This is a genomic window from Mesorhizobium sp. WSM1293, from assembly GCF_000513875.1.
Taxonomy (GTDB): domain Bacteria; phylum Pseudomonadota; class Alphaproteobacteria; order Rhizobiales; family Rhizobiaceae; genus Mesorhizobium; species Mesorhizobium ciceri.
This window is the reverse complement of record NZ_AZUV01000008.1, coordinates 286370-300176: the sequence shown is the minus strand read 5'-3', so window position 1 is coordinate 300176 and position 13807 is coordinate 286370. Positions and strand designations below refer to the sequence as shown.

At 62.0% G+C, this 13807-nt stretch carries 13 protein-coding genes; 3 read left to right on the top strand and 10 right to left on the bottom strand.

Annotation, left to right across the window (positions count from 1 at the left end; translation table 11 throughout):
- Positions 1-26: 26 nt before the first annotated feature.
- From M729_RS0111325 to M729_RS0111290, 8 genes are all read right to left on the bottom strand, one after another.
- Complete coding sequence (locus tag M729_RS0111325) at positions 27-1094, bottom strand: BMP family ABC transporter substrate-binding protein (RefSeq protein WP_013531647.1); 1068 nt, start codon at positions 1092-1094, stop codon at positions 27-29.
- Between the two features lie 50 nt (positions 1095-1144).
- On the bottom strand, positions 1145-2065 hold the full coding sequence (locus tag M729_RS0111320) for an ABC transporter permease (protein ID WP_024503273.1): 921 nt from the start codon (positions 2063-2065) through the stop codon (positions 1145-1147).
- Entirely contained in the window at positions 2065-3195 is a 1131-nt protein-coding gene (locus tag M729_RS0111315; protein WP_027161611.1) for an ABC transporter permease, read from the bottom strand. The genes M729_RS0111320 and M729_RS0111315 overlap by 1 nt, the downstream gene beginning before the upstream one ends.
- Positions 3192-4769 carry an ABC transporter ATP-binding protein gene (locus M729_RS0111310; protein ID WP_032808254.1) on the bottom strand — a complete coding sequence of 526 codons (1578 nt, stop codon included), beginning with the start codon at positions 4767-4769 and terminating at the stop codon, positions 3192-3194. The genes M729_RS0111315 and M729_RS0111310 overlap by 4 nt, the downstream gene beginning before the upstream one ends.
- 133 nt (positions 4770-4902) lie before the next feature.
- Entirely contained in the window at positions 4903-5880 is a 978-nt protein-coding gene (locus M729_RS0111305; protein ID WP_027161609.1) for a quinone oxidoreductase, read from the bottom strand.
- 57 nt (positions 5881-5937) lie between these two features.
- On the bottom strand, positions 5938-6744 hold the full coding sequence (gene pcsA, locus M729_RS0111300) for a phosphatidylcholine synthase (protein WP_024503276.1): 807 nt from the start codon (positions 6742-6744) through the stop codon (positions 5938-5940).
- A 23-nt stretch (positions 6745-6767) separates the two neighbouring features.
- A complete protein-coding gene (locus M729_RS0111295) occupies positions 6768-7382 on the bottom strand; it encodes a DUF1326 domain-containing protein (RefSeq protein ID WP_013531653.1) in 615 nt (204 codons plus the stop codon).
- 14 nt (positions 7383-7396) lie between these two features.
- On the bottom strand, positions 7397-8335 hold the full coding sequence (locus tag M729_RS0111290; protein ID WP_027161608.1) for a DUF2182 domain-containing protein: 939 nt from the start codon (positions 8333-8335) through the stop codon (positions 7397-7399).
- A gap of 70 nt (positions 8336-8405) precedes the next feature.
- On the opposite strand from M729_RS0111290, the gene M729_RS0111285 reads away from it, so the two are divergent.
- Positions 8406-9617, top strand: coding sequence for a UbiH/UbiF family hydroxylase (locus M729_RS0111285; RefSeq protein WP_027161607.1), 1212 nt, complete (start codon positions 8406-8408; stop codon positions 9615-9617).
- Here the strand turns inward: M729_RS0111285 and M729_RS0111280 are convergent.
- Positions 9594-10556: an AEC family transporter gene (locus M729_RS0111280; protein WP_027161606.1), complete on the bottom strand. Its 963-nt coding sequence runs from the start codon at positions 10554-10556 to the stop codon at positions 9594-9596. The genes M729_RS0111285 and M729_RS0111280 overlap by 24 nt on opposite strands.
- Positions 10557-10681: 125 nt before the next feature.
- Between M729_RS0111280 and hspQ the strand changes: the two genes are divergently transcribed.
- Positions 10682-11005, top strand: a complete 324-nt coding sequence (hspQ, locus tag M729_RS0111275; protein WP_027161605.1) for a heat shock protein HspQ — start codon at positions 10682-10684, stop codon at positions 11003-11005.
- Between the two features lie 91 nt (positions 11006-11096).
- Here the strand turns inward: hspQ and M729_RS0111270 are convergent, their stop codons facing one another.
- Positions 11097-11726: an invasion associated locus B family protein gene (locus M729_RS0111270; protein WP_013531658.1), complete on the bottom strand. Its 630-nt coding sequence runs from the start codon at positions 11724-11726 to the stop codon at positions 11097-11099.
- A 260-nt stretch (positions 11727-11986) separates the two neighbouring features.
- Between M729_RS0111270 and M729_RS0111265 the strand changes: the two genes are divergently transcribed.
- The gene (locus M729_RS0111265) at positions 11987-13807 is read left to right on the top strand and encodes an extracellular solute-binding protein (RefSeq protein WP_027161604.1); all 1821 of its coding nucleotides are present in this window, start codon (positions 11987-11989) and stop codon (positions 13805-13807) included.

Below are 13807 nucleotides of genomic sequence, written 5' to 3'. Positions count from 1 at the left end.
CTCCTCATTTCGATCTCTTGCGCTGCTTACTGCGGCAGCTTGTCGTCGACACCCTTCACATAAAAATTCATGCCGAGCAGCGTGCCGTCATCGGCGACTTCGCCATCCTTCAGCCACGGCGTGCCGTCTTGCTTGGCGATCGGCCCGGTGAAGGGGTTCCAGCCGCCGGCGATCTTCTTCTCGGTGGCCTCCGCCATCGCCTTCACGTCGTCGGGCATGTTGGTGTAGGGGGCGAGCTTGACCGCGCCGTCCTTGATGCCAAGCCAGACATTGTCCGGCTTCCAGGTGCCGTCGAGGGCTGCCTGGACCCGGCTGATGTAATAGGGACCCCATTCGTCGGTGAGCGAGGTCAGCTGCGCGTTCGGCGCGAACTTGATCATGTCGGAGGACTGGCCGAAGCCGTGCAGCTTGCGCTCCTCGGCCACCTGCAGGGCAGCGGTCGAATCGGTGTGCTGGACGATAATGTCGGCACCCTGGTCGAACAGCGCCTTGGCGGCGTCGGCTTCCTTGCCCGGATCGAACCAGGAATTCACCCAGACGATCTTGGCCTTGAAGTTCGGGTTGATCGACTGCGCGCCGAGCATGAAGGAGTTGATGCCCATCACCACTTCCGGGATCGGGAAGGAAACGATGTAGCCGGCAACGCCTGCCTTCGATTCCTTGGCGGCGATCTGGCCGAGCACATAACGGCCTTCATAGAAACGCGCATTGTAGATGCCGAGATTGTCAGATGTCTTATAGCCGGTGGCGTGCTCGAACATCACCTTCGGGAATTTCTTGGCGACCTTCACTTCCGGGTCCATGAAGCCGAAGGAGGTGCCGAAAATGATCTTGCAGCCTTCGCGTGCCAGGCGCTCGAAAGCGCGGTCTGCGTCGGGGCCTTCCGAGACGTTTTCAAGATAGGCGGTTTCGACCTTGTCGCCGAGCGCCTTCTCCACTTCGAGACGGCCCTGGTCGTGCTGGTAGGAATAGCCGAAATCGCCGATCGGGCCGGTGTAGACCCAGCAGGCCTTCAGCTTGTCCGCGGCCTCGGCCGTCGCTGCCAGCGACATGGCGGCGGTCGTGGTCATCAGGGCAATAAGCAGTTTTTTCATCGTGTTACCTCTCTGAGTTAGCCTTGGAGCTTCCCGTTTGTTTTTTGTTGTCAACGATCCGGAACGAATGGCTGCCCCAAGGAAGCCGGCGTGTTCATCATCGTCAGACGCTTGTTGCGCGAGATTAGAACGAGAACCACGACGGTTGCCAGATAGGGCAGCGAAGAAAGGAACTGTGAGGGCACTGGAATGCCAAAAGCCTGTGCATGAAGCTGGCCGATCCACACCGCGCCGAAGATGTAGGCGCCGGCCAGCACCCGCCATGGCCGCCAGGAGGCGAACACCACCAGCGCCAGCGCGATCCAGCCGCGGCCGGCGCTCATGTTCTCCACCCATTGCGGCGTGTAGACCAGCGAGAGATGGCCGCCGGCGAGACCGGCACAGGCGCCGCCGAAGATGACCGCGAGGTATCGGTAGCGGATGACCTTGATGCCAAGCGCATGCGCCGAGGTGTGGCTGTCGCCGATCGAACGCAGCGTCAGCCCGGTGCGGGTCTTGAACAGGAACCACATGACGGCGGCGGTCAGCGCGATCGAAATGTAGAAGATCGGATCCTGGCCAAACAGCAGCCTGCCGACCACAGGGATTTCCGTCAAGCCGGGAATGTCGAGGTTGGGCAGCCTTTCGCCGGGCTGGCCGACGAAGCTGGTGCCCATCATGCCCGACAGGCCAAGGCCGAGCAGCGTCAGCGACAGGCCGGTCGCCACCTGATTGGTGGCCAGCGACAGCGTCATGACGGCAAACAGCAGCGAGAACACCGCGCCCATGGCAATGGCCGCCAAAAGGCCGATCCAGGGCGATCCGGTGAGATAGGTTGCGCCGAAGCCGCCGACGGCGCCCATGATCATCATGCCTTCGACGCCGAGATTGAGTACGCCGGAGCGCTCGACCACCAGCTCACCGATTGCCGCGATCAGCAGCGGCGTTGCCGCGGTGGCGATGGTCAGAAGGATGTTTACGGTGATGTCCATCAACGGGCTTCCTTCAGCTTCGGTGCGGCTTCGAGTTTGGCCACGCCTTCCGGTTTGGTCAGCGCCAGGCCGACCAGGCGAATGCGGTAGTGGATGAGCGTGTCGCAGCCGAGCACGAAGAACAAAAGCATGCCCTGGAACACCCGCGCCACCTTGTCGGAGATGCCGAGCGCGCTCTGCACTGCTTCGCCGCCGAGATAGGTCAGTGCCAGCACCAGTCCGGCGGCAACGATGCCAAGCGGGTTGAGACGGCCGAGGAACGCCACGATGATGGCGGTGAAGCCGTAGCCGGGCGAAATGACGGGCTGCAGCTGGCCGATGGCGCCCGAGACCTCCGAGATCCCGGCAAGTCCCGCCAGCGCGCCCGACAGCAGGAAGGCAAAGAACACCATCCGGTTGAGGCCGAAGCCGGCGAAGCGTCCTGCCCGCGGGCTCGAGCCCAGCACGCGCACCTCGAAACCTTTCAGCATGCGGCTCATCAGGATCCAGACCAGGACCGCAGCGACCAGCGCGAAGACAAAACCCCAGTTTGCCCGTCCGGCATCCGGCATCAGTTCCGGCAACACGGCCGAATCGTTGAACTGGATGGTCTGCGGGAAGCCATGGCCCTGCGGATCGCGCCAGGGGCCGCGCACCAGCCAGTCAAGGAAAAGTTGCGCGACATAGACCAGCATCAGGCTGGTCAGGATCTCGTTGGTGCCGAAGCGCGTCTTGAGCAGAGCCGGGATCGCCGCATAGGCCGCACCTCCGACCATGCCGAGCAACAGCATCAACGGCAGCACCAGCGGGCCTTCGAACTGCGGAAACAGTACTGGAAGCATCGAGCCAACGATGCCGCCGAGGATGAACTGGCCTTCGGCGCCGATGTTCCAGATGTTGGCCTTGTAGCAAACCGACAGGCCGACGGCGATCAGGATGAGCGGCGCGGCCTTGATCGCCAGCTCATGCAACTGCCAGACTTGGCTGATTGGCTCGATGAAATAGATGTTGAACGCAGTCAGCGGATTGACGCCGAGCAGCGCGAACATGACGGCCCCGGCAATGATGGTCAGCGCGAAGGCGATGAACGGCGACAGGGCCGAAAACAGCATGGAACGCTGCGGACGTTTGACGAGTTCGAGGCGCATCATGCCGTCTCCAACGTGTGTTCGGCGTGACCGGGTTCGGCGCCACCCATCAGCAAGCCGACCTTCTCGAAGGTCGCTTCGGCGATCGGCATCGGCTTCGACAACTCGCCATTGTGCATGACGGCGATCGCATCCGAGATCTCGAACAGCTCGTCGAGATCCTGGCTGATCACCAGCACCGCCGATCCGCTGCGCGACAACTCGATCAAGGCCTGGCGGATGTGGGCGGCAGCGCCCGCATCGACGCCCCAGGTCGGCTGGTTCACCACCATGACGCTTGGCCGGCGGTCGAGTTCGCGGCCGACGATGAATTTCTGCAGATTGCCGCCCGAAAGAGCCGCGGCCTCCGGATCCGGCGCACTCTTGCGCACATCCATCGCCTCGATGATGCGTTGGGACGCGGCCTGGATGGCGGCGCTCTTGACCATTCCGCCGGAACCGACGAACGCCTTGCCGTCGGTGGCATGGCGCGACAGCAGCAGGTTTTCGGAAAGCTTCATGCGCGGTGCGGCACCGTGGCCGAGGCGTTCCTCCGGCACGAAGGCAGCGCCCAGCAGGCGCCGTCCGGTGATGGTGAGGCTTCCCGAATCCTTGCCGCGAATGCGCACCGAGGCGGCATCCTGCTGCAGCACTTCGCCCGAAACGGATTCGAAGAACTCGCCCTGACCATTGCCGGCGACGCCGGCGATGCCGATCACCTCCCCGGCGCGGACGTGCAGGTTGATGCCCTTGAGCGGGATTGAGAACGGCGTTGCCGGTTTGCGGCTGAGGTTGCGGATTTCGAGCAGCGGCTGCGCCTTGTCGATGCCCTCGACCGGCGCGCGCACCACGGCCTGCACCTCGTTGCCGACCATCATGCGAGCCAGCGAAGAGGCTGTTTCCTCACGCGGATTGCAATGGCCGACCACCTTGCCGTGGCGCAGCACGGTGGCGCGGTCGCAGATGCGTTTGACCTCTTCGAGCCGGTGCGAGATGTAGAGGATGGATTTGCCTTCCGAGCGCAGGCGCTCCAGTGTCTCGAACAGCTTGTCGGCTTCCTGCGGCGTCAACACCGAGGTCGGTTCGTCCAGGATGATGAGCTGCGGCGTCTGCAGCAGGCAGCGGATGATTTCGATGCGCTGGCGCTCGCCCACCGACAGGTCGCCGACCAGCGATTCAGGATCGAGCGGCAGGCCATAGCTGAAGGAAAGCGCCCTCGCCTTCGCAGCGATGCTGCTGATCGGCGAGCCGTCGTCCAGCGACAGCGCGATGTTTTCGGCCGCGGTCAGCGCCTCGAACAGCGAAAAATGCTGGAACACCATGCCGATGCCGAGCTTTTTCGCGACGCCCGGGCTGGAAATCCTGACGGCCTGACCGTTCCAGAAGATCTCGCCGGCATTGGGCTCCAGCGAGCCGAACAGCATCTTGACCAGCGTCGACTTGCCGGCGCCGTTTTCGCCGAGCAAGGCGTGGATCTCACCCCTGGCGATGTCGAGATCGATATGATCGCACGCCGTCAGCGTGCCGAATATCTTGGTGAGGCCACGCACCTCAAGCAGGTTCGTGCCGTCCTGATTTGCACTCACAGTGCCTCCCATCTGGTTAGCCAGACATGTTCTGTGTTCCCGCAGGCATGGTAGGCGCGGCCGGCTCTCATCGGAAAGCGGCACACGTCTTGAAAGAGCTTCAAGAATTTCAGCGGAAATTCAAGGGATAGCAAGGCAGAACGAACTAAGGGATGAGAATGGTCGTCCCTGTGGTCCTGCGGCCCTCGAGGTCGGAATGCGCCTTGCCGGCGTCCTTCAGCGCGTAGCGCTGGTTGATCTTGATCTCGACCGCGCCACTGAGCACGACCTCGAACAGGGCGGCAGCAGAAGCGTCGAGGTCCTCGCGTTTTGCGTTGTAGACGAACAGTGTCGGCCTTGTTGCGAACAACGAGCCCTTCTGTGCCAGCAACGACATGCTGAACGGCGGTATAGGTCCCGAGGACTGGCCAAAGCTGACGAACATGCCAAGCGGCCGCAGGCAGTCGAGCGAAGCCGGAAACGTGTCGTTGCCGATCGAATCGTAGACGACATCGCATTTCTTGCCGCCGGTGATGGCGGCGACGCCGGCGACGAAATCCTGTTCCTTGTAGTTGATGACGTGATCGAAACCATGCGCCCTGGCGAGCTCGATCTTGTCGGACGAGCTGGCGGTGCCGATGACGGTGGCGCCGAGATGTTTTGCCCATTGGCCGAGGATCAGGCCGACGCCGCCTGCCGCGGCATGGAACAGGATCGTGTCGCCGGCTTTCACCTTGAACGTCCGCCGCAGCAGATATTCCGCGGTCATGCCCTTCAGCATCATCGCTGCGGCCTGTTCGTCGCTGATGCCATCCGGAACCTTGACCACGCGGCTGGCATCGATGACGCGTTCTTGCGCGTAAGCCCCCGTCGTCACGGCATAGGCGATGCGATCGCCCGGATTCAGCCAGTCGACGCCATGGCCGACCTCCAGCACCACGCCGGCGGCTTCGCTGCCTGGCACGAGCGGGAAGCCGCCGGGTGGCGGATAGAGACCGGAGCGATGGTAGACATCGATGAAATTGAGGCCGATCGCGGTGTGCCGGACCAGGATCTGCCCGGATCCAGGCTGGCCGGGATCAGCGTCCTCATAGGTCAGAACTTCCGGGCCGCCATTGGCATGAATGCGGATCGCTTTGGACATTGCTAGGCTTCCTGTGGGCTAGGCTTGTGGGGCCAGGCTCCCTGTGGGAGTGGCCGATCAGGCCTTTTTGGCACCGAGATTGGGAAAGAACTGCATGATGCCACCGATGCAGGCAAGATAAAGCCCGGTGATGGTGATGCCGATCTTGGTGAAGGTGCTGACCTGCTCGCCCAGCACGCCGATCTGATCGTAGAAGGCGGCGAGTGCCGCTTGGGCCAGGGCAAGCGCGCCGAAAGCGCACCACAACAGGGTCATCCCAAGGTTGATGCGCCGCAGCCGCACCACCCGCACCGGGTGGATGAAGTTGATCGGCACGAAAGTCAGGACGCCGGCCACCACCACCACCGCGAACGAAACCCATTGTCCGGGCTCGATGACGAACAGGGTGAACACCACCATGTTCCAGACCACCGGGAATCCCTTGAAGAAATTCTCCTTCGTCTTCATGCCGGTGTCGGCATAGTAGATGGCGCTGGAAACGACGATGATCGCCGCCGACAGGAATGACAGGCCCTCGCCCATGAAACCGCGCTGATAGAGCGCGAAGGCCGGGATCAGCACGTAGGTCACGTAGTCGATGATGTTGTCGAGCAGTTCGCCCGACCATGTCGGCAGGATCTCCTTGACCTCGAGTTTTCTGGCGATCGGCCCATCGATGCCGTCGACGAACAGGGCCAGCCCGAGCCACCAGAACATTGCGGTCCAGCGCTCTTCACTTGCCGCCACGAGCGACAGGAAGGCCAGGAACGACCCCGAGGCGGTCAAAAGGTGGACGGAGAACGCCCTCGCCTGCGGCCAGGTGACCTTCTTCTTCGGGCGCGGAATCCGGTCCGTGATCTTTTTGGCGGCTTTTCGTGCTGCCAAATTCCTGGCCGTTGTGTTCTTGCTCACGGGCCCCGCCAATCCAGCTTGCAGATTTCGGCCGAACGGCCGGCGAAATTCCAGTTGCGGCCAAAAGCCCGCATCTTGCTCTTGTCGGACCTGGCCACGATGATCTCGGGCGCGATCCAGTATTCCGAATTGCTGATCACCGTATCCTTGTCACGGTCCTTGCCTTGGATGGGTGTGACCGCTCCGTCGATAATCCTGGGTATCTGGAAGATACGCGTTTTGTCACGCGTCTCATAGGTGATCGGCACCTGCTCGACACCGAGGAATTTGCCGACGAGGATGGAGAGCAGCGATGTGGTTCCACCTGCCTTGCCCGTGAAGATCTTTGTCAGCGCCTTGACCGCATAGACAGAGGCGCGGCTGTCGATGAACAGGCCCGCGGTCCAGTTGCCGCGGCTCATATAGCCTGGGATTTCCATGATCAGCCCAAGATTGAGCCCGGACAGATCGACCTCACCGAAATGGCCGGCATCGATGCGAAACCCGGCCCATGTCTGGCAATAGCCTTCGGTCGGCGGATGATTGCCAAGCGAGAGCACGCAAGGGCAAAAAACCGTGCAATTGCAGGAGAGTACGAGCTCTCCCTTCATCGCCCAGCTCTGGTCTGCCATCGATTTCCCCCCACTCACAGTGAGACTACTAGCAGCGCGGCTGCCCAGACAAGCAGTATCGCACCGGCCAGCCGGGTTGGAACCCTGCTGGCCGTTTGTTTTTCGATCAAGGTGAACAGGCCGATCAACGCCATCCAGAAAACGTTCATGATGCCAACGGCGAACATCACCAGCATCAAGGCCCAGCAGCAGCCCAGACACCACAGACCTTGCGCGACACCGAGCCGAAAGATGTTAAGGGGCCTTGCGCTCCAGCTCGCGAAAAGGATCGAGAACGGGTTCTTGCATTTCTTCAGGCAAGCTTCCTTCAGGCCGCTGAACTGGTAGAGGCCGGCAATCAGCAGAGCGAGCGCACCGGCAATGCCGATGACCGGATCGAGCATCCCGGCTGACGAAGCGAATGCATGGACGGCCAAGGTCAGCGCCGCGAACGCAATTGAAGCGGCGAGCCAGACGCTGAGATAGCCGGCGACCAGCAGCAGCGGGTGAACGACCGGTTCGCCCTTGATGCGTGCCGTGTCAGCGATCTCGCAATAGGTGCGTATCATCGGCGCCGCCGCAGGCAGCATCGTCGCGATCGCCATCAGGAACCACATCGAAACGAGCGCGCCGGCCCGCAAGCCGAGACCTGCGTCCAAAGGCACCGGTGAGAGGCACAGCACAAAGAACCGTTCCAGGAAATAGGGCAGCGGCAGTTGCGGCAGGCTGCGAAGGATCGTGTCGCCAGGGGCGCCGACGCCCGCAATCCCTGTCTCAGCCCCGCGGATTGCCATCGCCGCAAGAGACAGCCATGCAAGCAGGATGCAAGCGCCGACAACGACGTTTACCGTCACCCGGGGATTGCGCGCGATGCCGGCCACGGCGCGGCCGGCGCGGTCGAGATGGCTGAAGTCGTCCTGCTGACCGGTCATGACATCCGAATGGGCCGAATCGCCGCGTTGATCAAGCGGCATGATCTGACCTATATGCTGATCGAACGGCAGGTCGGGTGGACCGCCTCGCATTGCAAGCCGGAAGCCGATCTTGGAGCATCAGCAAACTGCGCGGATACTGGTTGCCGGCACGGGGCCGGCAGGGCTGATCGCGGCACTGGGTTTTGCCGCCGAAGGTTTCCCGGTGACACTGGTCGGGCCGGAGGTTACCGCCCCCGATGGTCGCACGACGGCCCTGATGAACCCTGCCTTGAAAGTGCTCGACCGGCTCGGCGTGCTCGAAGCCGTCATATCCAAGGCGGCGCCTCTGAAAGTGATGCGCATCGTCGACGCCACCAGCCGGCTGATCCGCAGCCCGGTCGTCACCTTCCGTGCCAGCGAGATCGACGAGGATGAATTCGGGCTGAACCTTCCCAACAGCGTCCTCACCCCGGCACTCGCCGGCGCCGTTGCCGCGCATGCCGGCATCGACTGGCTGAGGTCGATGGTGGCGAACTGGCATCTCGATGCCGAGCACGTCCGTGCCGTCCTGACCGACGGCAGCTCGGTTGACGCATCGCTGGCGGTCGCCGCTGACGGACGCTTGTCACCGGCGCGCCAGGCGGCCGGCATCTCGACCTCGGCCCGGTCCTACCCGCAGGCAGCTCTCGTCCTCAATTTCGGCCATAGCGGCGACCACGCCTTCACCTCGACGGAATTCCACACCGAGACCGGTCCGTTCACGCAGGTTCCCCTGCCCGGCAATCGCTCCAGCCTGGTCTGGGTGGTCAAGCCCGAGACCGCGACCGAACTCGCCGCGCTGGACGATGCGACACTTTCTCAGCGGGTCGAACAGCAGATGCAGTCGATGCTGGGCCGGGTGGCTGTCGAGCCGGGCCGGCAGATCTACCCGCTATCGGCGGTGACGCCGCTGCGTTTCGCAAGGGATCGGGTGGCGCTGGTCGGCGAAGCCGCCCATGTGTTTCCGCCGATTGGTGCGCAAGGCCTCAACCTCGGCATCAGAGACATCGACGATCTAATTGGAATCGCTTGTGAAAATCGATCCGATCCGGGCGCAGCCAAGGCGCTTGCAGCCTACGATTTCAAGCGCCGCCCCGACATTCTGGCGCGCAGCAGCGCGGTCAACCTGCTCAACATGTCGCTGCTTTCCGACATGCTGCCGGCGCAGATGGCCCGCGTTGCCGGGCTCGGCGTGCTCGGGGGCTTCGCGCCGCTTCGGGCTTTTTTCATGCGCGAGGGGCTTCGTCCCGGCAGCGGTTTTGCCGCGCTTGCCGGCGGGTTAGGGAAACAGGTCCGGCGCTAGGATATTGTGCCGGATCAGGTAGAGCAGCCCGGTAACGGTCACGACCGACAGGCAGGTAGTGATCAGCACACTGGCCGACGCTCGCTGTACCCAGACGCCATACTGCTGGGCGATGACGAAGACGTTCGTGGCGGTCGGCAATGCGGCCAGAAGCACCGCCGAGAAGACCCATGTCTCAGAGAAATTGCCGATCCAGCTCAGCACGACATAACAGAGCAACGGGTGCAGGATCAGCTTCAGCGCCGCGATCGGAACCATCTCATGCGGGACGCGATTGAGTGGCCTGAGCGCCAGCGTGACGCCCATGGCAAACAGCGCGCAAGGTGCGGCCGCACGGGAAAGATATTCTAGAAATCGCTCCACCGGCACGGGCGGTCGAAAGCCGATATAGGCGGCGCCGACACCCAGGGCGGTTGCGATGATGAACGGATGCAGCACGATCTTGCGCAGGACGCCCAGGGCAAGCCGGAGAGGAGTGGTCTTCTCGTCGCCAGACAGCGCCATCATCATGGGCGCGATGGCGAAATGCATGATGTTCTCGAAACAGAAGATCAAGGCGACCGGCACAGCCGCCTCCTCGCCGAAGGCCAGCAGCGCCAGCCCCGGCCCCATATAGCCGATATTGCCGTAGGCGGCCGCGAGCGCCTTGATGGTCGATTGCGCTATCTCGCCGCGCGAGGTCAGGACCGACCCCATGAACATCAAGGAAAATATCATGAAGGTCGAGACGACCGAGCCGAAGATGAAGCGCCATTCCGTCAGGTCTTCGAACGGCGTCTTGGCAAGCAGTTGGAAGAAAAGTGCCGGCAGCGCGACATAGACGATGAACGTGTTCATCCAGCCGAGCGCCTCCAGCGGCTGCCTGGTGATGCGCGCCACCAGAAACCCGACAAAAATCAAGCCGAAGAACGGAAGAACAAGACCGATGACGTCAGACATTTTTATGCTGGTCCGAAACCCTGGCGCCGGGCTAACCCGTTGCTTAATAGGGCGTCAAGCGCCTCGGGATTGAATTGATGCGCGGTCTGCGCCAAATAAGCTCAAGGAATTCAGTGGTGAGTACGATGAAAACAGCCAAATTCGCAATCGGACAGGTGGTTCGCCACCGGCTGTTTCCATTCAGGGGCATCATTTTCGATGTCGATCCGCAATTCGCCAACACCGACGAATGGTACGAAGCCATCCCCGCCGACGTGCGGCCGCGCAAGGATCAGCCTTTCTATCATCTGCTCGCCGAGAATTCGGAGACCGAATACATCGCCTACGTCTCCGAGCAGAATCTGCTTGAGGATCAGTCGGGTGAGCCGGTCCGGCATCCGCAGATCAAAGAGATGTTCGACAAGAGGCCGGACGGCGGCTACCAGCCGAAACGGCAGTCCACGCATTAGCCTACTGGAAGACAATAGCCTACTGGAAGACAATCACAAAAAAAGCGGGGCATGAACCCCGCTTTTTTGTTGGCTCGGCGATATCGGCCGATCAGTTGGCGGTCTTCGCCTTGTCCTGCTCTTCCTTGAGCTTCTTGGCGAAATCCTGGTTGTTCTTGGCGACGAAGTCCTGAAGCTTCTTCTGCCTGTCCTCGATGTCCGACTGCTGCAGCGCCGGGCCGTCATAGGCGCCGCTGAAGCCCTGCAGGGCGATCTTGATCGGATTGGGCTGGTTCTGGAAATTGACGGAAGTTAGCGTGATCGCCTGGCCTTTCTTGAATGCCGCGACGAGCTGATCGGTCAGCGGCACTTCAGCCACGCAACGATCCGGGAAGCAAATCACATAGTCGAGCTTCTGCGCCTTGCCGGTGTCGATCTGCAGGCCGATGCCGGGAGGCACCAGACGGCCGGTCGGAACCGTCACCTGGAACACCTTGCGGTTCACCTTGCCCTTGAGCTCGATCAGGCTGACGCCGGTGACCAGCTGGCCATTGCCGGCAGTGGTGATGTTCTGGACGTTGCAGATGTCGACGTCTTCCTGCTTGGTGCAGGCCTTGAACCAGCCTTGCGGAATCTGCTGCTGCTGCTGTGCGGAAGCGGCGGGAAGCCCTGCGCCGAGAAAGCCGACCACGCCAGCGGCCATGACCGACAGGCGGTACGCGTTGCTGTTCAGGCTCGTCATGTCGTGCACTTCCTCTCAAATGATCCCGGGACCGGCTTCTTCGTGCCGTGTGGTCCAGCTACCTGTTGCCGAAATGAGGCAACAGAATGACTTCGGAGGGCGTGTTACACTGCAAGCGAGGCCGAATCCAGCCCGGCGCCTGCGATTCTTGGCCGTGCGATTTGGGCCGTGCGATTTGGGCTGATGTATCTGGCCGGAGCGCGGTGGCGCCATGCTAGGGTGCAGTCCGAATCATCAAGCCGCCCAGTAAGGAGACGGTCATGGGCCGCGTTCTTGTTTGGCTGATCACCGCGATATCGTTTCTCGCCCTTTCGCATCAGCCGGCCGCCTCGGAGCCGAAGCACGCCATCGCCATGCAGGGCGAGCCGGCGCTGCCGCCCGACTATACGCATTTCAACTACGTCAATCCCGACGCGCCGAAGGGTGGCTCGATCACCTATTGCGTCGTCGGCAGCTTCGACAATCTCAACCCTTTCATCCTCAAGAGCCTGCGCACCACGGCGCGCGGCATGATGGATACGATCTTCGGCAATCTGGTCTTCGAGCCGTTGATGCAGCGCAATGCCGACGAGGCTTTCACGCTCTACGGTTTGTTGGCCGACAGCGCCGACATGGGTCCGGAGCGCAAGAGCATCGAGTTCCATCTCAATCCGAAGGCCAAATGGTCGGACGGTCAGCCGGTGACGCCGGAGGACGTGCTGTTCAGTTATGATGTCTACACCGACAAAGGCCGCCCGCCTTACAGCGACCGCATGGCCAGGGTCGCCAAGCTCGAAAAGACCGGCGACCACAGCGTGCGTTTCACCTTCAACGACAAGGCCGATCGCGAATTCCCGCTGATTATCGCACTGACCCCGATCATCCCGAAGCACGCCTTTGACAAGGAGACCTTCGACAGGACGACGCTCAAGCCGGTGATCGGCAGCGGTCCGTATACGATCGTGCAGGTGCAGCCAGGCCAGCGCATCGTCTTCAAGCGCAACCCGGACTATTGGGGCAAGGATGTCCCCGCCAAGCGCGGTTTCGACAATTACGACCAGATCACCATCGAGTATTTCCTCAACGCCAACGCCAAGCTCGAAGCGTTCAAGAAGGGCCTCTGCGCCATCGATGACGACAGCGATCCGGTGAAGCGCGAGCGCGATCTCGATTTTCCGGCCTTCCACAAGGGCGATGTGATCGCCGAAACCTTCGACACCGGCATTCCGCCGGTGGTGACCGGTTTCCTGTTCAACACGCGGTTGCCGAAATTCGCCAACCCGGTCGTGCGGCGCGCGCTCGGCATGCTCTACGACTTCGAATGGGCCAACAAGAACCTGTTCGGCGGCAAATACACGCGCACGATGAGTTACTGGCAGAATTCCGAGCTTTCCGCGCTCGGCCATCCGGCCGACGACAGGGAGAAAGCGCTTCTGGCGCCCTACCCCGGCCGCGTGCCGGCCGATGTCATGGACGGCACATGGCGGCCGCCGGTGACCGACGGATCGGGCCAGGATCGGCGCGTCTTGAAGGCAGCTTTCGATCTTTTGAAAAGTGTCGGCTACCACGTGCAGAATGGAACGATGCTTGATCCCGAAGGCAAACCCTTCGGCTTTGAGATCCTGACCGCTTCGCAGGACGAGGAGCGCCTTGCCGGCATCTATCAGCGCACGCTGGAGAAGATCGGCATCAATCTCACCATTCGCAGCCTCGACGGCGATCAGATCCAGTCGCGCAAGCAGCGCTTCGATTTCGAGGTCTTGGTCGGATCGAGCGGCTTCAACAATTCGTTGTCACCCGGCATCGAGCAGAGCGGGCGCTGGAGTTCGACTGCCGCCCGGACGGAAGGCTCGTTCAATCTCGCCGGCGTCGCCGATCCGGCTGTGGACGCGGCAATCGAGGCGATGCTGCGCGCCCGCTCCAAGGAGGATTATGTTGCCGCCGTTCGCGTTCTCGACCGGCTGCTGATCTCCGGCAACTACATGGTGCCGATGCAGTACAACACGCAGCAATGGATCGCCTACTGGAACTACCTGGAACATCCGCAAAAGACGCCCATATTCGGGTATCAGCTGCCAACATGGTGGCGCAAACCCAACTGA

What these genes read in the sequence shown, in the direction of transcription:
- M729_RS0111325 (WP_013531647.1), bottom strand. Translation starts at nt 1,094, where the DNA reads ATGAAAAAACTGCTTATTGCCCTGATGACCACGACCGCCGCCATGTCG.
- M729_RS0111320 (WP_024503273.1), bottom strand. Translation starts at nt 2,065, where the DNA reads ATGGACATCACCGTAAACATCCTTCTGACCATCGCCACCGCGGCAACG.
- M729_RS0111315 (WP_027161611.1), bottom strand. Translation starts at nt 3,195, where the DNA reads ATGATGCGCCTCGAACTCGTCAAACGTCCGCAGCGTTCCATGCTGTTT.
- M729_RS0111310 (WP_032808254.1), bottom strand. Translation starts at nt 4,769, where the DNA reads ATGGGAGGCACTGTGAGTGCAAATCAGGACGGCACGAACCTGCTTGAG.
- M729_RS0111305 (WP_027161609.1), bottom strand. Translation starts at nt 5,880, where the DNA reads ATGTCCAAAGCGATCCGCATTCATGCCAATGGCGGCCCGGAAGTTCTG.
- M729_RS0111295 (WP_013531653.1), bottom strand. Translation starts at nt 7,382, where the DNA reads ATGGCAGACCAGAGCTGGGCGATGAAGGGAGAGCTCGTACTCTCCTGC.
- M729_RS0111290 (WP_027161608.1), bottom strand. Translation starts at nt 8,335, where the DNA reads ATGCCGCTTGATCAACGCGGCGATTCGGCCCATTCGGATGTCATGACC.
- M729_RS0111280 (WP_027161606.1), bottom strand. Translation starts at nt 10,556, where the DNA reads ATGTCTGACGTCATCGGTCTTGTTCTTCCGTTCTTCGGCTTGATTTTT.
- hspQ (WP_027161605.1), top strand. Translation starts at nt 10,682, where the DNA reads ATGAAAACAGCCAAATTCGCAATCGGACAGGTGGTTCGCCACCGGCTG.
- M729_RS0111270 (WP_013531658.1), bottom strand. Translation starts at nt 11,726, where the DNA reads ATGACGAGCCTGAACAGCAACGCGTACCGCCTGTCGGTCATGGCCGCT.
- M729_RS0111265 (WP_027161604.1), top strand. Translation starts at nt 11,987, where the DNA reads ATGGGCCGCGTTCTTGTTTGGCTGATCACCGCGATATCGTTTCTCGCC.